This window comes from Cupriavidus sp. CER-90, from assembly GCF_057652055.1.
Genome location: NZ_JBYGYM010000002.1, coordinates 1,739,413 through 1,763,435 on the forward strand (window position 1 = coordinate 1,739,413; position 24,023 = coordinate 1,763,435).

The 24,023-nt window shown below is 68.0% G+C and carries 21 protein-coding genes; 13 read left to right on the forward strand and 8 right to left on the reverse strand.

The genetic code is table 11. From position 1 onward, the window contains the following. Positions 1–128 precede the first annotated feature (128 nt). The 3 genes from AC24R4_RS18605 to AC24R4_RS18615 all read left to right on the forward strand — a co-directional run bounded on the left by AC24R4_RS18605 (position 129) and on the right by AC24R4_RS18615 (position 3,222). Entirely contained in the window at positions 129–1,322 is a 1,194-nt protein-coding gene (locus AC24R4_RS18605) for a saccharopine dehydrogenase family protein (RefSeq protein ID WP_400393542.1), read from the forward strand. Beyond that, positions 1,319–2,842, forward strand: coding sequence for an L-piperidine-6-carboxylate dehydrogenase (gene amaB / locus AC24R4_RS18610; protein ID WP_400393543.1), 1,524 nt, complete (start codon positions 1,319–1,321; stop codon positions 2,840–2,842). Before AC24R4_RS18605 ends, amaB begins: the two co-directional genes overlap by 4 nt. Before the next feature lie 149 nt (positions 2,843–2,991). Then, a complete protein-coding gene (locus AC24R4_RS18615; protein ID WP_400393544.1) occupies positions 2,992–3,222 on the forward strand; it encodes a hypothetical protein in 231 nt (76 codons plus the stop codon). A 36-nt stretch (positions 3,223–3,258) separates the two neighbouring features. Here the strand turns inward: AC24R4_RS18615 and AC24R4_RS18620 are convergent, their stop codons facing one another. The 6 genes from AC24R4_RS18620 to hemA all read right to left on the reverse strand — a co-directional run bounded on the left by AC24R4_RS18620 (position 3,259) and on the right by hemA (position 8,321). Beyond that, positions 3,259–3,873: a UbiX family flavin prenyltransferase gene (locus tag AC24R4_RS18620; protein ID WP_400393546.1), complete on the reverse strand. Its 615-nt coding sequence runs from the start codon at positions 3,871–3,873 to the stop codon at positions 3,259–3,261. A gap of 17 nt (positions 3,874–3,890) precedes the next feature. Further along, positions 3,891–4,202, reverse strand: coding sequence for a Grx4 family monothiol glutaredoxin (gene grxD / locus AC24R4_RS18625; protein ID WP_153949151.1), 312 nt, complete (start codon positions 4,200–4,202; stop codon positions 3,891–3,893). An 83-nt stretch (positions 4,203–4,285) separates the two neighbouring features. Then, on the reverse strand, positions 4,286–5,158 hold the full coding sequence (prmC, locus tag AC24R4_RS18630; protein WP_400393548.1) for a peptide chain release factor N(5)-glutamine methyltransferase: 873 nt from the start codon (positions 5,156–5,158) through the stop codon (positions 4,286–4,288). A 143-nt stretch (positions 5,159–5,301) separates the two neighbouring features. Then, complete coding sequence (locus tag AC24R4_RS18635) at positions 5,302–5,631, reverse strand: hypothetical protein (protein ID WP_400393550.1); 330 nt, start codon at positions 5,629–5,631, stop codon at positions 5,302–5,304. A gap of 193 nt (positions 5,632–5,824) precedes the next feature. Then, positions 5,825–6,907: a peptide chain release factor 1 gene (gene prfA, locus AC24R4_RS18640; protein WP_400393551.1), complete on the reverse strand. Its 1,083-nt coding sequence runs from the start codon at positions 6,905–6,907 to the stop codon at positions 5,825–5,827. 109 nt (positions 6,908–7,016) lie between these two features. Beyond that, complete coding sequence (gene hemA / locus AC24R4_RS18645; protein WP_400393553.1) at positions 7,017–8,321, reverse strand: glutamyl-tRNA reductase; 1,305 nt, start codon at positions 8,319–8,321, stop codon at positions 7,017–7,019. A gap of 157 nt (positions 8,322–8,478) precedes the next feature. Between hemA and AC24R4_RS18650 the strand changes: the two genes are divergently transcribed. Then, positions 8,479–8,721, forward strand: a complete 243-nt coding sequence (locus AC24R4_RS18650; protein ID WP_400393554.1) for a hypothetical protein — start codon at positions 8,479–8,481, stop codon at positions 8,719–8,721. 52 nt (positions 8,722–8,773) lie between these two features. Here the strand turns inward: AC24R4_RS18650 and AC24R4_RS18655 are convergent, their stop codons facing one another. Continuing rightward, positions 8,774–9,541 (reverse strand): 5'-methylthioadenosine/adenosylhomocysteine nucleosidase, encoded by a 768-nt coding sequence (locus AC24R4_RS18655; protein WP_400393556.1) that lies wholly within the window; start codon positions 9,539–9,541, stop codon positions 8,774–8,776. A gap of 259 nt (positions 9,542–9,800) precedes the next feature. Here AC24R4_RS18655 and AC24R4_RS18660 point away from each other — a divergent pair, with 259 nt between their 5' ends. The 4 genes from AC24R4_RS18660 (at position 9,801) to AC24R4_RS18675 (ending at position 14,685) form a co-directional block, all read left to right on the forward strand. Next, entirely contained in the window at positions 9,801–11,930 is a 2,130-nt protein-coding gene (locus AC24R4_RS18660) for a TonB-dependent siderophore receptor (protein WP_487523467.1), read from the forward strand. A 93-nt stretch (positions 11,931–12,023) separates the two neighbouring features. Beyond that, positions 12,024–13,037: a DUF2157 domain-containing protein gene (locus AC24R4_RS18665; protein WP_487523468.1), complete on the forward strand. Its 1,014-nt coding sequence runs from the start codon at positions 12,024–12,026 to the stop codon at positions 13,035–13,037. Continuing rightward, positions 13,034–14,188: a DUF4401 domain-containing protein gene (locus AC24R4_RS18670; RefSeq protein ID WP_400393293.1), complete on the forward strand. Its 1,155-nt coding sequence runs from the start codon at positions 13,034–13,036 to the stop codon at positions 14,186–14,188. Before AC24R4_RS18665 ends, AC24R4_RS18670 begins: the two co-directional genes overlap by 4 nt. After that, the gene (locus AC24R4_RS18675; RefSeq protein ID WP_400393295.1) at positions 14,185–14,685 is read left to right on the forward strand and encodes a GDYXXLXY domain-containing protein; all 501 of its coding nucleotides are present in this window, start codon (positions 14,185–14,187) and stop codon (positions 14,683–14,685) included. The genes AC24R4_RS18670 and AC24R4_RS18675 overlap by 4 nt, the downstream gene beginning before the upstream one ends. Before the next feature lie 98 nt (positions 14,686–14,783). On the opposite strand, the gene ychF is transcribed toward AC24R4_RS18675, so the two are convergent. Continuing rightward, on the reverse strand, positions 14,784–15,875 hold the full coding sequence (gene ychF / locus AC24R4_RS18680; RefSeq protein WP_153949162.1) for a redox-regulated ATPase YchF: 1,092 nt from the start codon (positions 15,873–15,875) through the stop codon (positions 14,784–14,786). 265 nt (positions 15,876–16,140) lie between these two features. Here ychF and AC24R4_RS18685 point away from each other — a divergent pair, with 265 nt between their 5' ends. The 5 genes from AC24R4_RS18685 (at position 16,141) to AC24R4_RS18705 (ending at position 23,863) form a co-directional block, all read left to right on the forward strand. Then, positions 16,141–17,448: a UbiH/UbiF family hydroxylase gene (locus AC24R4_RS18685; RefSeq protein WP_400393297.1), complete on the forward strand. Its 1,308-nt coding sequence runs from the start codon at positions 16,141–16,143 to the stop codon at positions 17,446–17,448. A 156-nt stretch (positions 17,449–17,604) separates the two neighbouring features. Beyond that, positions 17,605–18,363, forward strand: coding sequence for a DsbC family protein (locus AC24R4_RS18690; RefSeq protein WP_400393299.1), 759 nt, complete (start codon positions 17,605–17,607; stop codon positions 18,361–18,363). 122 nt (positions 18,364–18,485) lie between these two features. Continuing rightward, positions 18,486–19,490 carry an acrylyl-CoA reductase (NADPH) gene (acuI, locus tag AC24R4_RS18695; protein WP_400393301.1) on the forward strand — a complete coding sequence of 335 codons (1,005 nt, stop codon included), beginning with the start codon at positions 18,486–18,488 and terminating at the stop codon, positions 19,488–19,490. A gap of 64 nt (positions 19,491–19,554) precedes the next feature. After that, the gene (locus AC24R4_RS18700; RefSeq protein ID WP_400393303.1) at positions 19,555–21,369 is read left to right on the forward strand and encodes a M61 family metallopeptidase; all 1,815 of its coding nucleotides are present in this window, start codon (positions 19,555–19,557) and stop codon (positions 21,367–21,369) included. 97 nt (positions 21,370–21,466) lie between these two features. Continuing rightward, positions 21,467–23,863 carry an FUSC family protein gene (locus AC24R4_RS18705; RefSeq protein WP_400393304.1) on the forward strand — a complete coding sequence of 799 codons (2,397 nt, stop codon included), beginning with the start codon at positions 21,467–21,469 and terminating at the stop codon, positions 23,861–23,863. The last annotated feature ends 160 nt before the right edge of the window (positions 23,864–24,023 follow it).

Sequence of the window (24,023 nt, forward strand, 5' to 3'; positions counted from 1 at the left end):
CGATTCGTCAAAATACTATGTCGATGTGACCGATTATGCCGGGGTTTCGTCAATCTTGTGGCTATAAAACGTGCGCGCGGCTGCCCATACTTCAGTCACCCCCCACACGTTTTCTGACGGAGTCCGCCATGCAAGCTTCCACGCTCGGTCCCGCCGCGGTGCGCGACCTGACGCTCGTCCCCCGTCCGCTTTCGGTGGTCGTGCTCGGTGCCGGCAAGATCGGCCGCGTGATAGCCACGATGCTGGCCCATAGCGGCGACTACCGTGTATGCCTGGTCGATCGCGACGCGCAGCGGCTCGAGGGCGTGCCGCGCGGCATCGACGTCCGGGCCGGCGATCCGACCGAACCCGGCACCTGCGCGGCGCTGCTGGCCGGGGCCGATGCCGTGATGAACGCGCTGCCGTTCCATGCCGCCATCCCCGTGGCCACGGTGGCCGCGCGCCTGGGCGTGCATTACTTCGACCTGACCGAGGACGTGGCGGCCACCCATGCCATTCGCGCGCTGGCCGGCGGCGCGCGGTCGGTGCTGATGCCGCAGTGCGGGCTGGCGCCGGGCTTTATCGGCGTGGTGGGGCACGACCTCGCGCAACGCTTCCTGCGCGGCGGCGGTGAACTGCACGACCTGCGCATGCGCGTGGGCGCGCTGCCGCGCTACCCCAGCAACGCGCTCAAGTACAACCTGACGTGGAGCACCGAGGGGCTGATCAACGAATACTGCAATCCGTGCGAGGCCATCGTGGACGGGCGCCGCGTGGAACTGCCCGCGCTGGAGGGGCACGAGTCCTTCGCACTGGACGGCGTCGAGTACGAAGCGTTTAATACCTCTGGAGGGCTGGGCACGTTGCCCGATACGCTGGCCGGACGCGCGCGCCAGGTCGATTACAAGTCGATCCGCTATCCCGGCCACTGCGCCCAGATGAAGCTGCTGCTGAACGACCTGCGGTTGCGCGAACGGCGCGACTGGTTGCGCGAGATCTTCGAGCACGCCATTCCGGTGACGGCGCAGGATGTGGTGGTGGTGTTTGCCAGCGCCACCGGCCATCCGCCCGGCGCGCACGGCGACGGCAGGCGCGGGCCGCTGACGCAGGCGTCGTTTTCCGCGCGGATCGGCGGCATGGACGATTTCGCCGGCATTGGCCATGTCAATGCGATCCAGCTGACCACGGCGGCCGGCATCTGTACCGCGCTGGATCTGGTGGCCACCGGGGTGTTGCCGCAGTCCGGATTCGTGAAACAGGAAGCCATGCCGCTCGACAGCTTTCTGGCCAACCGCTTCGGCCAGCATTACGCGCGGCACCCCCTTCAGGAGACGCTCGCATGAAAGCGCAGGAATTTGCCGATTGCTGGCAGGCGATGGGCCTGCCGTTGCCATGGCGCTCGACCGGTGCCGCCGCGGCGGGCACGCTGGACGTGCGTTCCCCGATCGACGGCGAGGTGTTCGGCCAGGTGCCGGTGAGCTCGCCCGCCGATGCCGACGCCCGCATCGCCCGCGCCCGCACGGCGCAGAGCGTCTGGGCGCTGATGCCGGCGCCGGCGCGCGGCGAGGTGGTACGCCGCCTGGGCGAGGCGCTGCGCGTCCACAAGGTGGCGCTGGGCCGGCTGGTGTCGCTGGAGACCGGCAAGATCCTGCAGGAAGGGCTGGGCGAAGTGCAGGAGATGATCGATATCTGCGACTTTGCCGTGGGTCTGTCGCGCCAGTTGCACGGGCTGACGATTGCCTCCGAGCGGCCCGCGCATGCCATGCGCGAGACCTGGCATCCGTACGGGCTGTGCGGCGTGATCTCCGCGTTCAACTTTCCGGTGGCGGTGTGGGCCTGGAATGCCGCGCTGGCGCTGGTGTGTGGCAATGGCGTGGTGTGGAAGCCTTCGGAAAAGACGCCGCTGTGCGCGCTGGCCGTGCAGGGCCTGCTCGACCGGGTGTTCGACGACCATGCGCCGCAGCTTGCGGGGCTGTGCTGTGTGCTGACCGGCGGGCGCCAGCTGGGTCAGGCACTGGTGCAGCATCCTTCGGTGCGGTTGATGAGCGCGACCGGCTCCACGCGCATGGGCCGCGAGGTCGGCATGGCCTGCGCCGCCCACTTCAAGCGCGCCATCCTGGAGCTGGGGGGCAACAACGCGGCGATCGTCGCGCCATCGGCCGACCTGGAACTGACCATCCGTGCGATGACGTTCGCGGCGGCGGGCACGGCCGGGCAGCGTTGCACCACGTTGCGCCGCGCGTTCGTGCACGCGGACCGGATCGAGGCCGTGACGCAGCGTCTGCGCCAGGTATATGCGCGCCTGCCGGTGGGCGATCCGCTACAGGACGGCACGCTGGTCGGGCCGTTGATCGATGCGCCGGCCGGCGACGCCATGGCCAATGCGCTGGCCAGTTGCCGTGCGCAGGGCAACGTCGTGCATGGCGGCGAACGGCTGCTGGCCGACCGCTTCCCGCGTGCCTGCTACGTGCGGCCGGCGCTGGTGCTGACCGATACCCAGCATGACACGATGCTGACCGAGACCTTCGCGCCCATCCTCTATTTGATGCCGTACACATCGCTGGACGAAGCCATCGCGCTGAACAACGCGGCATCGCATGGCCTGTCGTCGTGCATCTTTACCGAGTCGTTGCGCGAGGCGGAGGTGTTCCTGTCGGCGGCGGGCAGCGACTGCGGCATCGCCAATGTCAACATCGGCACCAGTGGGGCGGAGATCGGCGGCGCGTTCGGCGGCGAAAAGGCGACGGGCGGCGGCCGGGAGTCGGGCTCCGACGCGTGGAAGGGCTATATGCGCCGGGCCACCAATACGATCAACTACGGCGACACTCTGCCGCTGGCGCAGGGCATTCGCTTCGACGTCTGAAACGGCATGCCGCTTACATGCATGAAGACGTTGCGAATCGTAACAAGGGTTACAGCGCCTTGACGCTGTATTACCAGAGGCACCCGTATAACGTTCTTGAAGACAGCGCATTGAGATGACGCAATGCCTGGGACAAAAAGGACGTTGTGATGAAAACGAAAGCGATTGTGTTGGGTCTGGCAGTGACTGGCGCAGCCATGCTTGGCGGCTGCGCGGTATATCCCACGCCGTACGGGCCGGAGGTCGGCCCGGCCCCGGTCGCGGTGGCGCCCGCGCCCGTGTACGTGTCGCCGCCGCCGGTGGTGGTGCGGCCATCGTATGGCTACTACGGTGGCGGGTACTACGGTGGCTATTACGGGCGCCGGTACCGGCACTGGTAAGCCGTTGGAAAGGTTGCCAAGAAAGAGCGACCTTGCTTAGTCGCTCGCGCCGCTGTTCAGCCCGCCCCATCCCGGCGCGAGCGTTTCACCGATGTCGCGCAGGTCCACCAGGTCGAGCACGCGGCCGACGGTATGGTCGACCAGCTCGGCGATGCTTTGCGGCTTTTGATAGAACCCCGGCACTGGCGGAAATACGATGCCGCCCATCTCGGTGACGGCGGTCATATTGCGCAGGTGGGCCAGGTTCAGCGGGGTTTCCCGCACCATCAGCACCAGCTTGCGGCGTTCCTTGAGCGTGACGTCGGCCGCGCGGGTGATCAGGTTGTCCGAGAGGCCGTGGGCTACGGCGGCCAGCGTGCGCATCGAGCACGGCGCCACGATCATCGCGTGGGCGCGGAACGATCCGCTGGCAATGGTGGCGCCGATATCGCGCACGTTGTGAACCACATCGGCCAGCGCCTCGACTTCCGCGCGGCCGATGTCGAGTTCGTGCTGCAGATTCATGACGCCGGCCGGCGACATCAGCAGGTGGGTTTCCACGCCGCGCACATCGCGCAGCACCTGTAGCAGCCGGACGCCGTAGACGGCGCCCGTGGCACCCGTGATGGCGACGATCAGCCGTTGCGGCACGCCGCCCTGATTCACAGGCATGGCAGTTCCAGACAGGCTCAGGCCTTCAGCAGCGATTGCAGTTCGCCGTTCTGGTACATCTCCATCATGATGTCCGAGCCGCCGACGAACTCGCCGTTCACGTACAGCTGCGGAATGGTCGGCCAGCTTGCGTATTCCTTGATGCCCTGGCGGATGGCGTCGTCTTCGAGCACGTTGACCGTGGTCGGCGCGTCAACGCCGCAGGCCTTCAGGATCTGGATCGCACGGCCCGAGAAACCGCACATCGGAAACTGGGCGGTGCCCTTCATGAACAGCACGACGGGGCTGCCCTTCACGATCTGGTCGATCTTCTGTTGTACGTCACTCATGATGAAAACGGTCCGGTTGCATGGGGATCAGCGGATTTTACCGGAATCGGGCGCCGGCATCAGGTAGGGGTATCAGCCAGGCGTCAGCCCGGCAGCCGCCCGCCGCTGCAGCGTTCGTTGCCGCCCAGGTCGCGTGCCGTGAACACCTCGGCAAAACCCGCGCTGGTCAGCAGGTGGCGGGTGGCGTAGCCCTGGTCGTAGCCGTGCTCCATCAGCAGCCAGCCCTGTGGCAGCAGCCGCTGCGTGGCGCCGGCGACGATGGCCCGCAGGTCGGCCAGGCCGTCCTCGTGATCGGTCAGCGCGTCGATCGGCTCGAAGCGCAGGTCGCCTTCGGCCAGGTGCGGGTCGCCCGCCGCGATATAGGGCGGATTGCTGACGATGAGATGAAACCGCTGCCCGGGCGGCAGCGCGTGATACCAGTCAGACACCAGGAAGCGGATATTGTCCGCCTGCAGCGCACGGGCGTTGTCCTGCGCCACCATCAGCGCACCGGGCGAAATGTCGGTGGCCCAGACCTCGGCGTCGGGCCGCTCGCGGGCGATGGTCACGGCCAGGATGCCCGAGCCGGTGCCCATGTCCAGCACGCGCGGCGTATGGATGCCGGCCAGGCGGGCCAGCGATGCCTCGGCCGCCACTTCGGTGTCGGGGCGCGGAATCAGCACATCGGGCGTGACCCGGAACGTGCGGCCGAAGAACTCGCGTTCGCCCAGCAGGTACGCCATCGGCACCCCGGTCAGCCGCCGCGCCAGCAACGTGGAAAATGCATCACGTTGTGCATCGTTGAGATGGTCCTGGTCGCGGGTGATCAGCTGGGTGCGCGTCAGCCCGGTGACGTGGGACAGCAGCATGCGTGCCTCCAGCGCCGGCAGGCCGGCCATGGCGGCAAGCGTCTGCGCTTCGCGCAGGGTGGGCGTGGACGGCAGGGGCGGAAAATCGCCCGGAGGGTTCGAGGACATCGGCGGTGCGTCTGGACAATCGGCGGCCGGTTCGCAAAAAACCCCGTCGGACCTGGGCCTGACGGGGTTTTCGCGTGGCTCTGCTTTCAGGCGCCTAGTGTAAGCCCATTCGGGGCCAGCATCTCGCGCGCCTGCGTAGGGCATTACTTGTTGACGGCGTCCTTGGCCTTGTCGGCCGTGGTGTTGACGGCGTCCTTGGTGGCTTCCTTGGCGTGGGCCATGGCATTGCCGGCGTCCTGGCGGGCCTTGTCGGCGGCGGCCGAGACATCCGAGGCCACGCCGCTGGCGGCGGCCTTGGCGGCGTCGGCGGCATTTGCGGCGGCAGCGGCGGCGTCGCTGGCAGCGGCCTTGGCCGATTCGGCGGCGCTCTGCATGGCGGTGTCGGCGTTGGTTTGCGGGGCCTCTTCCTTCTTGCCGCAGGCGGCAACGGAAATGGCGGCGGTCAGCATCAGCACGGCGAGCAGCTTGTTCATGATTTCGTCCTTGTGTGTCTGTTGGAGGAGTGACATCCACCCAGACTTCGATGCCCCCAACGCGCCGGTCTCAGCAAAGTGACGTATTGGGGTGGTCTGGTCGAAATCGATTATAGACAGCGCGTTTTTACAATCCAGTGCTGTTTCAAGCATTTACCTAGGTTACAAAGTTCCGGCGCGGCCCGATCCGCGCTCAGGCATCGTCGCCCAGCGCCGCCAGCTGGTCGGCCTGGTGCTCGGCGGCCAGCGATCCCAGCAGTTCGTCGAGGTCGCCGTCCATGATCATGTCGATCTTGTACAGCGTCAGGTTGATGCGATGGTCGGTCACCCGGCCCTGCGGGAAGTTGTACGTGCGGATGCGGTCGCTGCGGTCGCCGGAGCCGATCAGGTTGCGCCGCGTGCTGGCTTCCTTGGCCTGCGCGGCACGCATCTGACCGTCCTTGATGCGCGCGGCCAGCACCTTCATGGCTTTTTCCTTGTTGCGGTGCTGGCTGCGGTCGTCCTGGCACTCCACCACGATGCCGGTGGGCAGGTGGGTCAGGCGCACGGCGGAGTCGGTCTTGTTCACGTGCTGGCCGCCCGCGCCCGACGCGCGGAACGTATCGACACGCAGGTCTGATGGATGGATCTCGACCTCGCCCACTTCGTCGGCCTCGGGCATCACGGCCACGGTGCAGGCCGACGTATGGATGCGGCCCTGCGCTTCGGTGGCCGGCACGCGCTGCACGCGATGGCCGCCCGACTCGAACTTGAGCTTCGAGAACGCGGCATCGCCGGCAATGCGCACGATCACTTCCTTGTAGCCGCCCAGGTCGGACGCGGATTCGCTCATGACTTCCACCTGCCAGCGCCGGCGTTCCGCATAGCGCGTGTACATGCGCAGCAGGTCGGCCGCGAACAGCGCGCTTTCCTCGCCGCCGGTGCCGGCGCGGATTTCGAGCAGCAGGTTGCGGTCGTCGTTGGGGTCCCGGGGCAGCAGCAGCGTCTGCAAAGACGTTTCCAGCGCTGCGAGCCGGTCGCGCGCGGCGGCGATCTCGTCGGCGGCAAAGTCCTTCATCTCGGGATCGTCCAGCAGCGCCTGCGCGGTGGCCAGGTCGTCCTGCGCCTGGCGATACTGCGCGTACTGCTCGGCCACCGGCGACAGTTCGGCATGTTCGCGCGACAGCTTGCGGTACTGGTCCATGTCTGCCGTGGCCGTTTCGCTGGCAAGCAGGGCGTTGACTTCGTCGAGTCGCTCGGCCAGCTGGTCGAGCTTGTGGAGCATGCTGGGTTTCATCGGTAGCGGAATCGGGAGGCTGGGGGACGCGGTGGCGTGGCCACGGCGCGGATCGGCGGGCGGATGCCCGGCGGCGCCGGCGGACGCCAGCGCGGGATGGACAACGCGGCTAGCGTTCCGAGTGACTGCTGTGGCGGAACAGGCCCGGCACTAGGCGCAGCAGCGCCTCGCGGTCTTCGCCCTGGGTGTGGTTCAGCGCGTGCGTGGGGCCGTGCAGGAACTTGCGGGTCAGCGCGCCGGACAGGGCTTCGAGCACGGCGGCCGGATCGTCGCCACGCGCCAGCATGCGGCGCGCGCGCTCCATTTCGGCCTGGCGGATGGCTTCGCCGCTGGCCTGCAGGTCGCGGATGACGGGTACCACGCTGCGTGTTTCGAGCCAGTGCATGAAGTTCTGCACGCGCGATTCGATGATGGCCTCGGCCTGGGCCACGGCGGCCTGGCGCATCGCGTTGCCCTCGCGCACCACGGCGCCCAGGTCATCGACGGTATAGAGGAACACGTCGTTCAGGCGCGCCACTTCGGGTTCGACGTCGCGCGGCACGGCCAGATCGACCATCATGATCGGGCGGTGCTTGCGGCGCTTGACCGCGCGCTCCACCGCACCCAGGCCGATGATCGGCAGCGAGCTTGCCGTGCACGACACGACGATGTCGAACTCGTGCAGGCGCTCGCCCAGGTCCTGCAGGCGGATGGCCTGCGTGGTCAGGCCCTGCCCGGCCAGCTGCTCGGCCAGCTTCTCGCCGCGTTCCACGGTGCGGTTGGCCACCACCACCTGGCGCGGCTTCTGCGCGGCGAAGTGCGTGGCGCACAGCTCGATCATTTCGCCGGCGCCGATGAACAGCACGCGCTGCGTCGACACACTTTCGAAAATCCGCTGGGCCAGGCGCACGGCGGCGGCCGCCATCGATACGGAGTGCGCGCCGATCTCGGTCTGGCCGCGCACTTCCTTGGCCACCGCGAACGTGCGCTGGAACAGCTGGTTCAGGTAGGTGCCCAGCGCGCCGGCTTCGCCAGCGGTACGCACGGCGTCCTTGAGCTGCCCCAGAATCTGGGTTTCGCCCAGCACCATCGAATCGAGCCCGCTGGCCACGCGGAAGGCATGGCGCACGGCTTCGGACTGGGGCAGGGCGTACAAATGCGGCGCCAGATCTCCTGCGGGCACGTTGTGATGCTGGGCCAGCCAGCGCAGCGTGTGCTCGAAACCTTCCTGACCCGGCTGCAGCACATCGGTGGCGCAGTAGATCTCGGTACGGTTGCAGGTGGAAAGAATGGCGGCCTCGGTGCCGTTGCGCCCAGCCAGGTGGGTGCGCAGCGCGCCGAGCGCGGGTTTGATCTGCTCAAGCGGAAACGCCACACGCTCGCGGAGCGAGACGGGTGCCGTGGTGTGATTGATACCGATCGCGAGCAGTTGCATTTGTGGGGTTGGATTGCCATCCGGAACGGTGCCGGAAGCGGTGGTCATTATACCGCCCCGTTACAAAGTTGCAGGGAACCCCGAGCGGCGCCGGCCACCTGCAGTATCGTTACGACCCATCCACTTTTGCTGTGGATCAAAAGACAGGAGCGTTGTGATGTTGGGACTGGCAGTGGTGGGCGCAGTGGTGGGATTCGCCGGACGGCTGCTGCACCCGGCTGGGCGCGTGGTCACGGTGCCGACCGCGCTAGGGCTGGGCGTGCTGGGCGCGCTGGCCGCGTTCTACGGCGGGCGCGCCGCGCATCTGTTTACCGACGGGCAGATATTCGGATGGGCCGCCGCGATGGCCGGTGCGGCGCTGCTGGTGGCGGTCTGGGGCGTGGCCCGCCCGCGCCGGTAAGTTCAGAACGGACAAATCGGTCAGGAATCGGCGCCCCGCCCGATATGCCTTATCAGCCTCTTGCGTCCAGAAAGCGGCGCAGGATGGCGCTGGAGTAGTGGCTGGCCACGTCGCGCAAAAACGACGAAAAATCCACATGTGCCGTATCGTCCGCACGGTCGGACACGGTGCGCATCAATGCGTAGGGCACGCCATATTCGTGGCAGATCTGCGCCAGCGCGGCGCCTTCCATCTCCACGGCCAGCAGGCCGGGCAACGCCTGTCGCAAATCGGCCACGGCCCCGGGCGCATTGATGAACTGGTCGCCGCTGGCAATCATGCCGACGTGCAGGCGCGGCTGATCGACGCCGAAGCGGGCCAGCACGCCATCGGGCACCTCGGTGGCCAGATCGACGCGCAGAAAGTCTTCCGCCGCGCGGCGCAACGCCGCGGTGAGTCCGGGGTCGGCCGAAAATTCGGCCTGGTCCAGCAGCGGCACCTCGTGGCGCGGAAACAGCGGACGGGCATCCATGTCGTGCTGGACGGTGCGGTCGGCCACCACGATGTCGCCGACCCGTACGTCAGCGCCCACTCCGCCTGCGAGGCCGGTAAAGACGATCTCCTCAACACCAAATTCCCGGATCAATGTGACCGTGGTGGCCGCTGCGGCCACCTTGCCGACGCGCGCCAGCACCAGCACCACGGGCTGGCCATGCAGCGTGCCGCGGTAGTAGTCACGCATGCCGATGGTCTGCATGGTGGCGCGCGCGTCTTCGTGGCGCATGGCGGCGATCAGGCCGTCGACTTCGTGATGCAGGGCGGCGAGGATGCCTAGGGTCATGGTGCTTTGAGGGGGACGGAATCGAAACGGCGCCAGCTTACCGGCGACCGGATCGATGCGGAAGCCGGCGCCGGACTGTGGGCAGTGTGCGACATTCGAACATGACAAGGGTGTTCGATTGTGTGCTGCGCAATACATGGCGTTACAATCTGTTGCGATTAATGCGATTCATTCGCATTCGTATTTCCGATAAGCAACGAGAGAGAAATCCATGTCAGTCCGCGCCCGGGGCCGCGTTCGCCGCTCGCACGTCCTTCAGATGACCACCCTTGCCCTGAGCCTGCAGGCCGCCAGCCTGGCCCACGCCCAGGAACAGGTGCCCGCCGCCGCCGAGCCGGCCCATCACAGCCTGCCCGTGGTGACGGTCAGCGGCAGCCGCGGCGAGGCGTCGCCCACGGGCCCGGTGCAGGGCTTTGTGGCCACGCGCGCCGTGACGGCCACCAAGACCGATACGCCGATCCTCGAAACGCCGCAGTCGATCACGGTCATCACGCGGGATCGCATGGAGCTGCAAGGTGCGCAGTCGGTGGCGCAGGCGGTGGGCTATACGGCCGGCGTGACCACGGCCGGCTTTGCCAACGACAACCGTACCGATACGATCAAGATCCGCGGCACCGATTCCACCCAGTACCTGGACGGCCTGCTGAACGCGGTCGGCTTCTATAACAACACCCGCCCCGACCCGTACGCGCTGGAGCGCATCGAAGTGCTGAAGGGGCCGTCGGGCATGCTGTACGGCCAGGGCGCCGTGGGCGGCATCGTGAACCTGGTGTCGAAACGGCCCCAGGCCGAAGCGGCGCGCGAGATCGGCGTGAGCTTCGGCAACTACAACCGCAAGCAGATCCAGGCCGACCTGACCGGCCCGATCGATGCGGATGGCAAGTGGCTGTACCGCTTCGTGGCGATGGCCCGCGACAGCGATGCGTCGGTGGACTACGTCAAGGACAACCGCTACTTCATCGCGCCGTCGCTGACGTATCGGCCGAACGCCGACACCGAATTCACGCTGCTGGCCAACTTCCAGAAGGACGACAGCGGCACGATGATCGGCTTCTTCCCGTGGCGCGGCACGCTGATCGAGAACCCGGCCGGCCAGATTCCGCAGAACTTCTTCGTCAGCGAACCGGGATTCGACAAATACACGGCCGAGCAGCACGCCGTGGGCTACCAGTTCTCGCACCGCTTCAACGACACCTTCACGGTGCGCCAGAACCTGCGCTACGCGCACAGCACGGTGGACTACCGCAGCATCTACACCACCGGCTTCACCGGCGCCACGCACGGCTGGGTGCCGGGCAGCGACACCCTGCTGCGCCGCGTGCTCTACCTGAACCAGCCCACGCTGAACCAGTTCGCCGTCGATACCCAGGGCCAGGCGAAATTCCGCACCGGCCCGGTGGGCCACACGTTCCTGGCCGGGATGGACTACCAGAACAGCGAAAGCACGGGCCGCACCAATGCCAACGGGTCGGCCGCGCCGATCAACGTGTTCCACCCGGTCTACGGCAACTACGTGGCGCCCACGGCGTTCCGCGACCTGCCCCCGGCCAAGCAGATCCAGACCGGCGTGTACCTGCAGGACCAGATCGAATGGGACAAGTGGCTGCTGATGGTGGGGCTGCGCTACGACTGGTCGCGCGCGGCGCAGGACAACACGCCGTCGGCCTCGCGTGACGACAACGAACTGACCAAGCGATTCGGCCTGATGTACCGCTCCGACTTCGGGCTGAACCCGTATGTCAGCTATGCCGAATCGTTCCAGGGCCAGGCCGGCTTCAATGTCGACGGCACCGCGTTCAAGCCGCTGCGCGGCAAGCAGTGGGAAGCCGGTATCAAGTACCAGCCGCCGGGCAGGAACATGACGCTGACGGCGGCCGTGTTCGACATGCGCGAGGAAAACCGCAAGGTGGCCGGGGTGGTCAACGGCATGGCCGGCACGGTGCAGATCGGCGAGGCCCGCACGCGCGGCGCCGAACTGGAGGCGCTGGTGTCGCTGGGCCGGCTGGACCTGATCGCCGCCTACACCTTCCTGAACGCCCGGACGCTCGAAGGCACGGCGGCCGAGCAGGGACAGCGGCTGGCCAGCGTGCCGGCCAACACGGCGTCGCTGTGGGCCAACTATCGCTTCAGCCTGTTCGATATCCCCGGCTTCCTGGCCGGCGCCGGCGCGCGGTACAACGGCCCGAGCACCGACGGCACGGGCAACAACCGGGTGGGCGGCTTCACGGTGTTCGACGCCGTGGTGGCCTACGATCGCGGCCCGGTGCGCGTATCGCTGAACATGAACAACGTGTTCGGCAAGCAGTACGTCTATAGCTGTATCGCACGCGGCGACTGCTTCTTCGGCACGCAGCGTTCGATCATCGGCAACGTGACCTACCGCTTCTGACACGTCAGGTTCCGGCCCGCGGCACCCCCGGGAGACTTCGGCGGGCCGGTTTGCTAGCATGCAGCCCATGCCGACTCTTCGGGGGATCGCCGGTTGGAAACTTTCACGTCTCGCCGCACCATCCAGCAGGCGCTGGCCGACTGGCGCGCCCAGGGCCGCCTTGGCGCCGCCGACCTGCTGGCCGCCTGGGCGCCCACGCTGCCCCGCCGCACCCACTGGCATGACTGGCTGGACCGCGCGCTGCTGATCCTCGGCACGGCGCTGCTGTGCGCGGGCGTCATCGTCTTCTTCGCCTTCAACTGGGCGTCACTTCATAAATTCTCCAAATTTGGACTGCTGGCCGGGCTGCTGACCGTGCTGGCCGGGTTTGCCGCGTGGCGACCGGCAGGCGACATGGCGGGCCGGGCCGCGCTGGGCGGTGCGCAGATGGTGTCCGGTGTGCTGATGGCCGTGATCGGGCAGACGTACCAGACCGGCGCCGATGCCTGGCAGCTGTTCGCGCTGTGGACGGTGATCGCCGTGCCCTGGGCACTGGCGGCGCGCGCGGCGCCGCACTGGTGGATCGTGCTGGTCATCGGCAACGTGGCGCTGCTGCGGTTCTGCAGCGTGCGGCTGGGTATCGGCGGCATGTTCGACCTGCTGTTCTCGGCCCGCTTCGCGCGCGAAACGATGATGTTCCTGCTTGGGGCGTCGATCGCGCAGCTGGCGGTCTGGTACGTGCTGGCCGGCCGGGCCGGGCGCTGGGGCTTCGTGGGTGCCACCGGTCCCAGGCTGCAGGGCCTGCTGGCCTGCGGCTATGCGGCATGGGTGGGACTGATGAGCGTGCTGACCGGGCAAGTGAATGCCACGGGCCTGCTGGTCAGCGCGGCGGCGCTGGTGGGTCTGGCCGCCTGGTTCCGCTGGCGCGCGTTCGACATCGTGGTGCTGAGCCTGGTGTGCCTGACCGGCATCGGCGTGATCGTCTCGGCGGTGGGCCGCTGGCTCGCCGACTTCCACGGCGATTTCGGCGCCTTCCTGCTGCTGGCGCTGCTGACCATCGGCCTGGCCGTGGCGGCCGCCACGTGGCTGCTGCGCGCCTGGCGCGAGACCTCGGGGAGCCCGGCATGAGCCAGCATCCGATCGACCGGATAGATCCGACCGAACAGACCGAACGCGGGCTCTGGAACCAGCTGGCCGCGCGCGGCACGGTGCAGGGCGACTATGCGCCGACCTTGCGCACGCCGTGGCCGATCCGCCTGCTGATGGGCGGCGCAGGCTGGCTGGGGGCGCTGTTCTTCCAGATGTTCCTGGTCGGCACCGTGTTTGCCACCACGCGCGGCAACGGCCCGGCCATGGCCGTCACGGGCTTGGTGATGATCGGCATCGCCGTCGCCCTGTACCGCGTGACCGGCCGCGAAAGCGGCCGCATCGCGCTGGGGCAGTTTGCGCTGGCCCTGAGCCTGGGCGGCCAAGGCATGGTCATCGCCGGCGTGGGCGAGGCGATGGGCTTCCAGCGATTCCTGGAAACGGCGCCGTTCTGGCTAGGTGTCGCCCTGTTTGAAGCGGTGCTGTTCGTGCTGGTGCCCGACCGGCTGCACCGCCTTCTGGCGATGCTCGCGCTGTGGCTGGCGCTGGCCATCGCCGCATGCGTGGCGTTGGGCGACCTGATCGCGCCGCCCTGGACCGCCATTCCGATGGCGCTCGGGCCGATGACGGCGCTGGCATTTGCCGCGCTGCTGGCCTTCGTCATGCACGAGGACCGGCTTGCGGCGGCGGGGCGCCTGCAGATGGCCGGGCCGGCCGCCGATGCCACCCTGCTGATGGCGCTGCTGGGCGCGCTGGTGGTGACTGGCTTTGCGCATCCAGCCGACCTGATCTTCGGCGTCGATACGCCCTGGCGTGCGCAGGGCGGCTGGCTGGCCGGCGCGCTGCTTGGCGCGGCGCTGGTGGCCATGACGCTGCTGGAGTGCCGGCGGCTGGCGTGCAGCACGCCGGCTGGCGTGGCAACGGTGGCGGTGGCCGTCGCGTTCAGCGCCTTGATGGTGTACGCGCCAGCCGTGACGGCCGGCGCGCTGGCACTGGCCATGGCGCTGCGGCGCGGTTCGCTGCCATGGCTCGGGCTGGCCATCGCCACGGTGCTGATCGGCTTTGTCTGGTACTACAGCACGCTGCAATGGACGCTGCTGGCCAAGTCCGCCACGCTGGCCGCCGCCGGCGCGCTGCTGCTGGCCGCCCGCGCGGCGCTTGGCCGCATCGCCAACACGGAGGCCGTGGCATGAAACGCTGGATCATCGTGGGATGGCTGCTGACGGTTGGCGTCGCCCTGGCGGGCATCGTCGGCAAGGAGCGGCTGCTGGCGCGCGGCGATGTGGTCTACCTGCGCCTGGCGCCGGTGGACCCGCGCTCGCTGATGCAGGGCGACTACATGGCGCTGAATTTTTCGATCGCCAACGAGGTGCGCGTGGCGCATGGCACGGCGCCGACCCGCCTGGCACGCGAGGAAATCATCGTGATCCGCCGCGACGCGCGCAACGAAGGCCACTTCGCCCGCCTGCACAAGGGCGAGCCGCTGGCCCCCGACGAGCGCCTGCTGCGTGTGCAGAACGTGCCCGCGCGCTGGGGCGGCACCGGCGTGCAGGTGTCGACGGACGCCTGGTTCTTCCAGGAGGGGCAGGCGGAACGCTATGCCAAGGCGAAATTCGGAGAATTCCGAGTCGATGCCGATGGCCAGGCGTTGCTGGTGGGGATGCGGGACGAGGCGCTGCGCGGCATGTAGCGGGGCCCCGGCCGCTGCAATGAAAAATCGCCCGCAACCTTCACGGCTGCGGGCGATTGTCGTGGGCTGCCGGCAGGGGAGACGGCTCCCCGCGCGGCTTAGACGTTGAACAGGAAGTTCATCACGTCGCCGTCCTGCACCACGTATTCCTTGCCTTCGGCGCGCATCTTGCCGGCTTCCTTGGCGCCCGTTTCGCCCTTGTACTGGATGTAGTCGGCGTAGGCGATGGTCTGGGCGCGAATGAAGCCGCGTTCGAAGTCGGTGTGGATCACGCCGGCGGCCTTCGGGGCGGTGTCGCCCACGTGGATCGTCCAGGCGCGCACTTCCTTCACGCCAGCCGTGAAGTACGTCTGCAGGCCCAGCAGCGTGAAGCCGGCGCGGATCACGCGGTCCAGGCCCGGTTCTTCCATGCCCAGGTCGGCCAGGAACTCCGCCTTGTCGGCGTCGTCCAGGTCGGCGATCTCGGCCTCGATGGCGGCGCAGACGGCCACCACCGGCGAACCGGTGGCCTTGGCGTATTCGCGCACGGCGTCCAGGTGCGGATTGTTCTCGAAGCCGTCTTCACGCACGTTGGCCACGTACATGGTGGGCTTGGCGGTGATCAGGCAGAACGGGCGCAGGGCTTCCCACTCTTCCGGCGACAGGTCCAGCGTGCGCACGGCCTTGGCCTGGTCCAGCACGGCCTGCGATTTTTCCAGCACGGCCACCAGGCGCTGGGCTTCCTTGTCGCCGGCGCGGGCCGGCTTGATATAGCGCGCCAGCGCCTTCTCGACGGTGGCCAGGTCGGCCAGCGCCAGTTCGGTGTTGATGACTTCGATGTCCGACAGCGGATCGACCTTGCCCGCCACGTGGATCACGTTATCGTCCTCGAAGCAGCGCACCACGTGCGTGATGGCGTCGGTTTCGCGGATGTTGGCCAGGAACTGGTTGCCCAGGCCTTCACCCTTGGACGCGCCGGCCACCAGGCCCGCGATATCGACGAACTCGACCGTCGCCGGCAGGATGCGCTCGGGCTTGACGATCTCCGCCAGCTTGGCCAGCCGCGGATCCGGCACTTCCACCACGCCCACGTTGGGCTCGATGGTGCAGAACGGGTAGTTCTCGGCGGCGATGCCGGCCTTGGTCAGGGCATTGAACAGCGTGGACTTGCCGACGTTGGGCAGGCCGACGATGCCGCATTTGAGGCTCATGGGAAACCTTTAACAATCAATGGGTTGCAGTGCGTCTGACGCGCGGCGGGCGGTCGCGCGGGCGACCTGCGACAAGCCGGGGCAGAGTGGGTCAGGCGGGACAGGACCAGCGGATCGGGGCATTGCTCGACGATCCGTGCCGGGTGCTGCCGCCGGAAAAACCGCCATTGTACCCCTGCGGGACGCCGCGCTGGCGCGGGCTGCGCCGGTGCGGCCCGGCGTCACGCGGCCAATGCCGCACCCGTCACGTCGCTATAATCCAGCCATGTCCGGACCTGCCGTGCCGGCGCCCAGCGCCGCCGCCCCATCGATGTCGTCGAATCCTTCCTCCCGCTTCCAGATCGCCGTGGTCGGCGGTGGCATTGTCGGCAAGGCCTGTGCGCTGCTGCTGGCGCAACAGGGCATGCAAGTGGCGCTGGTGGCGCCGCGCCCCGCCGGCGACACCGCGCGCACCGGCGACGACGACTGGGACAGCCGCATCTACGCGTTCTCGGCCAGTTCCCAGGCGCTGCTGGAACGGCTGCGGGTCTGGGAGGCGCTGGACCCGGCGCGGGTGCAGCCGGTGCGCGACATGCGCATCTATGGCGACGAAAGTGCCTGCGAGAGCGATCCCTCGCCGCATGGCGACCTCCATTTCTCGGCGTATGCCGCCGCCGTGCCGCAACTGGCCTGGATCATCGAATCGGGCCACGTCGAGCGTGTGCTCGATACCGCGCTGCGCTTCCAGCACCAGGTGAAACGGTTCGACGACACCGCCGGGCAGCTGGAGCGCGATATCGACGGTGTGACGCTCACGCTGGCCAGCGGCGAGCGCGTGCGCGCCAACTGCCTGGTGGGCGCCGACGGCGCGCGGTCCTGGGTGCGCCAGCAATGCCATATTGGCACCACGCAGCGGCGCTACCGCCAGCTGGGCGTGGTGGCCAATTTCCGCTGCGAACTGCCGCATCAGGAAACGGCCTGGCAGTGGTTCCTGGGCTGCCCCGAAAAGCTGATGGCCGACGAGGAGTCCGCCAATGGCGAGATCCTGGCCATGCTGCCGCTGCCGGGCAACCGGGTGTCGATGGTGTGGTCGGCCGAAGAGGCCCATGCGCGGGACCTGCTGGCCCTGTCGCCCGAAGCCCTGGCCGCCACCGTGGCCCAGGTGGCCAGCGGCGCGGTGGGCGCCCGGTTCGGCGCGCTGCGCTGCATCACGCCGGCGCAGGGTTTTCCGCTGGTGCTGCAGCGGGCAGATCACTTTGCCCAGCCGCACGTGGTGCTGGTGGGCGATGCGGCGCACGTGGTGCATCCGCTGGCCGGGCAGGGCATGAACCTGGGCCTGCGCGACGTGGTGGAACTTGGCCGGGTGATGGCCGACAAAGAGTCGTTTCGCCATGAAGGCGACTTGCGCCTGCTGCGCCGCTACGAGCGGGCCCGCGCCACTGACCTGCTGTCGCTGACGGCGGCCACTGACGGCCTGCACCGGCTCTTTTCGCTACCCGGCACGCCTGCCCGGGTGGTGCGCAACCTGGGCATTCGCGCGGTGGGCAGCCAGGGGCTGCTCAAGCGGTTCCTGATCGGCCGCGCGCTCGGGTAGTCCGGCCGGCCCGGATCACCGGGATACACCGGGTTTCCCGGAACGCGCGACAATCTCTCCATCGGCGCGCCGAATGCGGCCAATCACGCATTCGGCGATTTACCGATGACATGCAAAGCCGGCACACTGACCGGCATATCGTTACCTGGAGTCAATATGTTGCAACTGTTCCGCCGCCGATCCGCACGCGTTGCCGCGATCGCCGCCTTTGCCAGCGGCGTGGCCGCAGCGGGCTATGCCGTCCACGCGCTGGGCGCGGACGAACCGGGCACGGACAAGATCCGGCAGTCCATCCAGAAGATGCTGGGCGGCCGTGCCGAGGTGAAGAGCGTGACCCGCGCGCCCGTGCCGGGCCTGTACGAGGTCAACGTCGGCGGCCAGCTGGTCTACACGGACTCCACCGGCCGCTACATCCTCAATGGCGAGCTGATCGACACCAAGACCAATACCAACCTGACCGAAGAGCGGCTGGCCGAGATCAACAAGATCAAGTGGTCGGACCTGCCGCTGACGCGCGCCATCAAGTGGACCAAGGGCGACGGCAGTCGCACCGTGGCCGTGTTCTCCGACCCGAACTGCGGGTACTGCAAGAAGATCGAGCAGACCTTCCAGCAGATGGACAACATCACCGTCTACACCTTCCTGTACCCGGTGCTGTCGCCGGACTCGTCGGTCAAGGCAAAGCAGGTCTGGTGCGCGGCGGACCGCACCAAGGTGTGGCGCGACTGGATGCTGAACCACGTGGCGCTGGTGGGTAATGGCAGCTGCAAGACGCCGATCGACGACAACCTGGCGCTGGGCCAGAGCCTGAATATCTCGGGCACGCCGGCGGTGTTCTTTACCGACGGCACGCGTATCCCGGGCGCGGCGGACGCCGCCACGCTCGAACGCAAGCTCGCAAGCCTCAAGAAATAACGACGACGCCGGACCGCAGCCGGCTGTCAGGAACGGCCGGCACTGTCCGGCCGTTTTTTATTGCCGGATGCCCCTGTCCGGACGCCCCTTTGTCCATCCACAAGAAAACGGGAGACGCCATCATGACCTTCCAGGCTTTGCTGCTGACCCAGGCCGACGACAAATCCACGCAGGCGCAGATCGCCCAGCTTGACGAAAGCCAGTTGCCCGAGGACGGCAACGTGCTGGTGGCCGTCGACTATTCCACGATCAACTTCAAGGACGGGCTGGCGATCACGGGCCGCTCGCCCGTGGTGCGCAAGTGGCCGATGGTGGCCGGCATCGACGGCGCGGGCACGGTGCTCGATTCCAGCGATCCGCGCTGGAAGACCGGCGACCGCGTGGTGCTGAACGGCTACGGCGTGGGCGAGACGCATTGGGGCTGCCTGGCCCAGCGCGCGCGGCTCAAGGGCGAATGGCTCGTGAAGCTGCCGGACGCCTTCACCACGCGCCAGGCCATGGCCATCGGCACGGCTGGCTATACGGCCATGCTGTCGGTGCTGGCGCTGGAGCGCGGCGGCGTGCACGGCCCGGTGCGGCCCGGCGATGGCGACGTGCTGGTGACCGGCGCGTCGGGCGGGGTGGGGTCGGTGGCAATCGCCATCCTGTCGAAGCTCGGGTATCGCGTGACGGCCTCGACGGGCAAGTCGTCGGAAGCCGACTTCCTGCGCGCACTGGGCGCCGCCGACGTGATCGACCGCGCCGAACTGGGCGTGCCCGGCAAGCCGCTGCAGAAGGAACGCTGGGCAGCCGTGGTGGATTCGGTGGGCTCGCACACGCTGGTCAATGCCTGCGCCCAGGTGCGCTACGGCGGCGTGGTCACCGCGTGCGGGCTGGCGCAGGGCATGGATTTTCCGGCATCGGTGGCGCCGTTCATCCTGCGCGGCGTGACGCTGGCCGGCATCGACAGCGTGATGGCCGCGATGCCGCTGCGCGAGACGGCGTGGAAGCGGCTGGCGCAGGACCTGGCGCCCGACCGGCTGCAGGCCATCACGCGCGAGATCCGTCTGGGCGAGGCCATCGAGGCGGGCCGCAAGATCATGGAAGGGGGCATGCGCGGGCGCGTGGTGGTCGACGTGAACGGCTGACGCGCGCGGCTCGGAGATATCGCACGCCCCGGATAGGCCGGGGCGTGACGCTACAATCGTGACCATGACGCCGATCCGCTACGCCATTGCCCCGCTTCAACCCGAAGCCCACCTGTTCGCCGTGACCGTGACGGTGGACGTTCCCGACCCGGCCGGCCAGGTCTTCACGCTGCCCGCGTGGATTCCGGGCAGCTACATGATCAGAGACTTCGCACGCAACATCGTCCGCATCCGCGCCGACGCGGGCCGCGTGCGCGTGCCGCTGACCAAGCTCGACAAGCAGACCTGGCAGGCCGCCCCGGTGCCAGCCCAGGCCGGCCCGCTGACGCTGAGCTACGAGGTCTACGCGTGGGACCTGTCGGTGCGCAGCGCGCACCTGGACACCACCCACGGCTTCTACAACGGCAGCTCGGTGTTCCTGCGCGTGGTGGGGCAGGACGCGCATCCGTGCACGGTCGATATCCATCCGCCCGCCGGCGAGGCCTATGCCGGCTGGCGCGTGGCCACGTCGCTGCCCGAGGCCCGCGGCCCGGGCGGTGCGCGCCGCTACGGGTTCGGGCGTTACCAGGCGGCCGACTACGACGAGCTGATCGACCATCCCGTGGAAATGGGCACGTTTGCGCTGGGCACCTTCCGCGCCTGCGGCGCGCAGCACGACGTGGTGTTCACGGGCCGCGTGCCGCAGCTGGACATGACGCGCATCTGCCGCGACCTGAAGCAGATCTGCGAGGCGCAGATCAGGCTGTTCGAGCCGCGTTCGGCCCGCGCGCCGTTCCTGGACAGCAATCGCCGCTACGTCTTCATGACGATGGTCACCACCGACGGCTACGGCGGCCTGGAGCACCGCGCCAGCACGGCGCTGATGTGCGCGCGCAACGACCTGCCCGTGCGCGGCAACAGCGAGACCAGCGAGGGCTATCGCACCTTCCTGGGACTGTGCAGCCACGAGTACTTCCACACCTGGAACGTCAAGCGCATCAAGCCGGCGGCATACGTGCCGTACGACCTGACGCAGGAAACCTACACGCCGCTGCTGTGGCTGTTCGAGGGCTTCACCAGCTACTACGACGACCTGATCCTGGTGCGCACCGGGCTGGTCTCGCCGCAGCAGTACGTGGACATGCTGGCCAAGACCTGGAACGGCGTGCTGCGCGGCAACGGCCGCACCAAGCAGAGCGTGGCCGAAAGCGCCTTCGATGCCTGGACGAAATACTATCGCCAGGACGAGAACGCACCGAATGCCATCGTCAGCTATTACACCAAGGGGGCGCTGGTGGCGCTGGCGCTGGACCTGACCATCCGCGCACAGACACGCGGCCGCCGGTCGCTGGACGACATCATGCGCACGCTGTGGCAACGCTATGGCCGCGACTTCTACGCGCCGGGCGCCAACCAGCGCGGCGTGACCGAAGCCGAGGTGCATGCGTTGTTCGACGACGTGACCGGCCTGCGCCTGGGCCGGCTGCTGCGTGCGCTGACCGAAGGCACCGACGAGATCGGCCTGCCGGCGCTGTTGCGCGACTTCGGCATCGTGGCCGAGCCGCAGAATCCGAACGGCAGCGCCGCGCTGGGCATCAAGACCCGTACCGATGACGGCTGGGTGCGCGTGAGCCAGGTGCTCGATGGCGGCGCGGGCCAGCGGGCCGGCGTGTCGGCGGGCGACCTGATCGCCGCCGTGGACGGCCTGCGCGTGGCGCCTGGCCAGCTCGACAAGCTGCTGTCGCGCTACCGCCCGGGCGACCGGGCCGAGCTGCACGTATTCCGGCGCGACGAACTGCAGGTGCTGCCGGTGACACTGGCGCGCGAGCCGGCCGCGCAGTACAAGGTCAAGCTGGAACCGGGCAAACATGCGGGGCGCGCGCGCTGGCTGGGCCAGTAACCTGCCTGTCACGGCGCCGTGGCCACCATGGTGACGGCGCCGGCCCCCCGGCTGCCCCCCATTTATCCGTTTTTGCCCGGCCTCTGGCCTCTGCTCCATGGAATACGCGCACGACCCCCGCACATTCCTGTTTTCGCATTACATCTACCGTGGCCTGCGGTCGGCCACGGGCGTGATCGGCCTGACACTGATCGCGATGCAGTTCATGGACCTGCCCAGCGCCATGGTGGTGTCGGTGGGGGCGCTCTGCACGAGCCTGATGGACCTGCCCAGCCCGTTGCCGCACAAGTTCAACGAAATGCTGGCCAGCGTGCTGCTGTGTACGGCCGTGACCGCGCTGGTGGCGCTGGCCACGCCGTTTCCGCGCGTGATGCCGGTCGTGTTGGTACTGGTGACATTCCTGGCCGGCATGATGACGGTCTACGGCAACAAGACCATGCCGCTGCAGTTCTCGATGCTGTTCGTCATGTCGCTGACGATCAACGAGGAATTCGTGGTGCGCAAGGCGCTGGAGCACTCGGCGCTGTTCGGCGCCGGCGCGCTGGGCTACCTGCTGTATGCGATGACCGTCAGCTGGATCACGGAGCGCCGCACACGTCAGCAGATTCTGGCCGAATCCCTATACGAGATGGCCGGCTACCTGGAGATCAAGGCGGCCTTCTACGACGCCGGCACCGACTACGACGAGCAGTTCAACCAGCTGGTGCGTCAGCAGATCGTGGTGGCCGAGCGCCAGCAGGCCGCCCGCGACATGGTGCTGCGCGGCAACAAGACGCCGCATGACGGGCTGCTGGTGCAGGTGCACCTGCGCATGCTAGACCTCTACGAATACCTGCTGTCGACCAATACGGACTACGCGCTGCTGCGCCAGACCTTCGGCGGCACGCCGGTGCTGGACGGGCTGCGCCGGCTGGTGCTGGGCCTGTGCAAGGATCTGGAGGAAATCGCCTACGACGTCACGCGCGGCCGGCCTTCGTACAGCGCGTTCGACTATCGTCCGGACCTGCGCAAGGTGGAAGAGGAGATCGACCAGCTGCGCCATCACCATGTATCCCCGGCCGCGATGAACGCGCTGCGCGACACGCTGGAGATGATTCGCGGCGCCATCACGCTGGTGGGCCAGCTGCACGAGGCCTCGCGCACGCCGGTCGAGCCGGCCAAGGTGCTGCCGGGCTCGGACATGACGCCGTTCCTGACACGGCAGAAATACGAATTTGGCGTGGTGCGCGACAACCTGCACTGGCGCTCGCCCGCCTTCCGCTTTGCGCTGCGCATCACGATGGCGGTGGCGGTGGGACTGTGGCTGGGCGACCGGCTGCCGTATGCGTCGCACAGCTACTGGATTTTGCTGACCATCGTCGTGATCCTGAAGCCGAACTTCAGCATGACCAAGCAGCGATACAACGACCGCCTGGTCGGTACGCTGATCGGCTGCATCGTCAGCGTGGGCATCCTGCGCTGGGTCCACGAGCCGCTGTTGCTGATCGGCATCCTGTACCTGGCGCTGGTGGCCAGCGCCGCGTTCGTGCAGATCAAGTATCGCTATACGGCCATTGCCGCCTGCATCCAGGTGCTTATCCAGATCAACCTGCTGATGCCGGGCAGCCAGACCGTGGTGGGCGAGCGGCTGGTGGATACGGTGATCGGCGGCATCATCGCGTCGATTTTCAGCTTTGTACTACCTAGCTGGGAGTACCGGGCGATCCCGAAGCTGGTGGAGAACGTGCTGCAGGCCAATCGCCGCTATATCGCGGCCACGCGCGACCTGCTGACGCGCAAGGCCAAGGACGACTTTGCCTATCGCGTGCAGCGCAAGCAGTTCATGGACAACCTGTCGGCGCTGATCGGGTCGTTCCAGCGCATGCTCGACGAACCGCGCAGCCGGCATCGTGCCGTGGACAACCTGAACCGCTTCATCGTGCAGAACTACCTGGTGGCGGCCCACGTGGCGGCGGCGCGTATCCAGGTGCGGCAACACTTCGGCGACATGGACGTGCCGGCCGCCGAGGCCGCGATCGAGCAGGCCACCGATGCCGCGCTGCGTTCGCTGACGCTGGCCAGCGAGCGTCTGGCGGGCGAGGAACGGCACGGCCCGCGTGGCGCGGGCTTTATCCGTACGCCTGCCGAGACGGCGGTGGCAGGGGTGGGGCTGGTGCATGAGGCCGCGCCGGCATCGGCCCCGGCCGGGGCCGGGTCGCCTGCGCCGGAGGCGTCGGCCGACGACGCCAGCGAGCGCCGCGCCCGCATCGCCGATTCGGCGGACAAGCGCAAGGCCGACGTGCTGACCCAGGCGGCCGCAGCCGGCGAGATCGGCGCCAACGAACCGCTGCAGAAGACGCAGGACCAGCACGCGGCCACATCGGCCAGCGCATCGGGCCGCGCCGCAAATGCGCTGCTGGAACGTCGCCTGCGCGCGCTGCGCGAAGACGCGGCCAAGATCGCGCTACGGACCGGCGCGATCGGCCGCGCGATCCGGATGCCGCTGAAGACTTGATGGTTGATCTGCCTTGAGGGTTTTGCTCCCCTCTCCCGCGCGCGGGAGAGGGGCGGGGGAGAGGGCAGGCGCATGGGGTGCTAACCCGGCTGGGCAAGTGCGGACACGCTGGCCCTCTCCCCCAACCCCTCTCCCGCAGGCGGGAGAGGGGAGCCGCGTC

What these genes read in the sequence shown, in the direction of transcription:
- AC24R4_RS18605 (WP_400393542.1), top strand. Translation starts at nt 129, where the DNA reads ATGCAAGCTTCCACGCTCGGTCCCGCCGCGGTGCGCGACCTGACGCTC.
- amaB (WP_400393543.1), top strand. Translation starts at nt 1,319, where the DNA reads ATGAAAGCGCAGGAATTTGCCGATTGCTGGCAGGCGATGGGCCTGCCG.
- AC24R4_RS18615 (WP_400393544.1), top strand. Translation starts at nt 2,992, where the DNA reads ATGAAAACGAAAGCGATTGTGTTGGGTCTGGCAGTGACTGGCGCAGCC.
- AC24R4_RS18620 (WP_400393546.1), bottom strand. Translation starts at nt 3,873, where the DNA reads ATGCCTGTGAATCAGGGCGGCGTGCCGCAACGGCTGATCGTCGCCATC.
- grxD (WP_153949151.1), bottom strand. Translation starts at nt 4,202, where the DNA reads ATGAGTGACGTACAACAGAAGATCGACCAGATCGTGAAGGGCAGCCCC.
- prmC (WP_400393548.1), bottom strand. Translation starts at nt 5,158, where the DNA reads ATGTCCTCGAACCCTCCGGGCGATTTTCCGCCCCTGCCGTCCACGCCC.
- AC24R4_RS18635 (WP_400393550.1), bottom strand. Translation starts at nt 5,631, where the DNA reads ATGAACAAGCTGCTCGCCGTGCTGATGCTGACCGCCGCCATTTCCGTT.
- prfA (WP_400393551.1), bottom strand. Translation starts at nt 6,907, where the DNA reads ATGAAACCCAGCATGCTCCACAAGCTCGACCAGCTGGCCGAGCGACTC.
- hemA (WP_400393553.1), bottom strand. Translation starts at nt 8,321, where the DNA reads ATGCAACTGCTCGCGATCGGTATCAATCACACCACGGCACCCGTCTCG.
- AC24R4_RS18650 (WP_400393554.1), top strand. Translation starts at nt 8,479, where the DNA reads ATGTTGGGACTGGCAGTGGTGGGCGCAGTGGTGGGATTCGCCGGACGG.
- AC24R4_RS18655 (WP_400393556.1), bottom strand. Translation starts at nt 9,541, where the DNA reads ATGACCCTAGGCATCCTCGCCGCCCTGCATCACGAAGTCGACGGCCTG.
- AC24R4_RS18660 (WP_487523467.1), top strand. Translation starts at nt 9,801, where the DNA reads ATGACCACCCTTGCCCTGAGCCTGCAGGCCGCCAGCCTGGCCCACGCC.
- AC24R4_RS18670 (WP_400393293.1), top strand. Translation starts at nt 13,034, where the DNA reads ATGAGCCAGCATCCGATCGACCGGATAGATCCGACCGAACAGACCGAA.
- AC24R4_RS18675 (WP_400393295.1), top strand. Translation starts at nt 14,185, where the DNA reads ATGAAACGCTGGATCATCGTGGGATGGCTGCTGACGGTTGGCGTCGCC.
- ychF (WP_153949162.1), bottom strand. Translation starts at nt 15,875, where the DNA reads ATGAGCCTCAAATGCGGCATCGTCGGCCTGCCCAACGTCGGCAAGTCC.
- AC24R4_RS18685 (WP_400393297.1), top strand. Translation starts at nt 16,141, where the DNA reads ATGTCCGGACCTGCCGTGCCGGCGCCCAGCGCCGCCGCCCCATCGATG.
- AC24R4_RS18690 (WP_400393299.1), top strand. Translation starts at nt 17,605, where the DNA reads ATGTTGCAACTGTTCCGCCGCCGATCCGCACGCGTTGCCGCGATCGCC.
- acuI (WP_400393301.1), top strand. Translation starts at nt 18,486, where the DNA reads ATGACCTTCCAGGCTTTGCTGCTGACCCAGGCCGACGACAAATCCACG.
- AC24R4_RS18700 (WP_400393303.1), top strand. Translation starts at nt 19,555, where the DNA reads ATGACGCCGATCCGCTACGCCATTGCCCCGCTTCAACCCGAAGCCCAC.
- AC24R4_RS18705 (WP_400393304.1), top strand. Translation starts at nt 21,467, where the DNA reads ATGGAATACGCGCACGACCCCCGCACATTCCTGTTTTCGCATTACATC.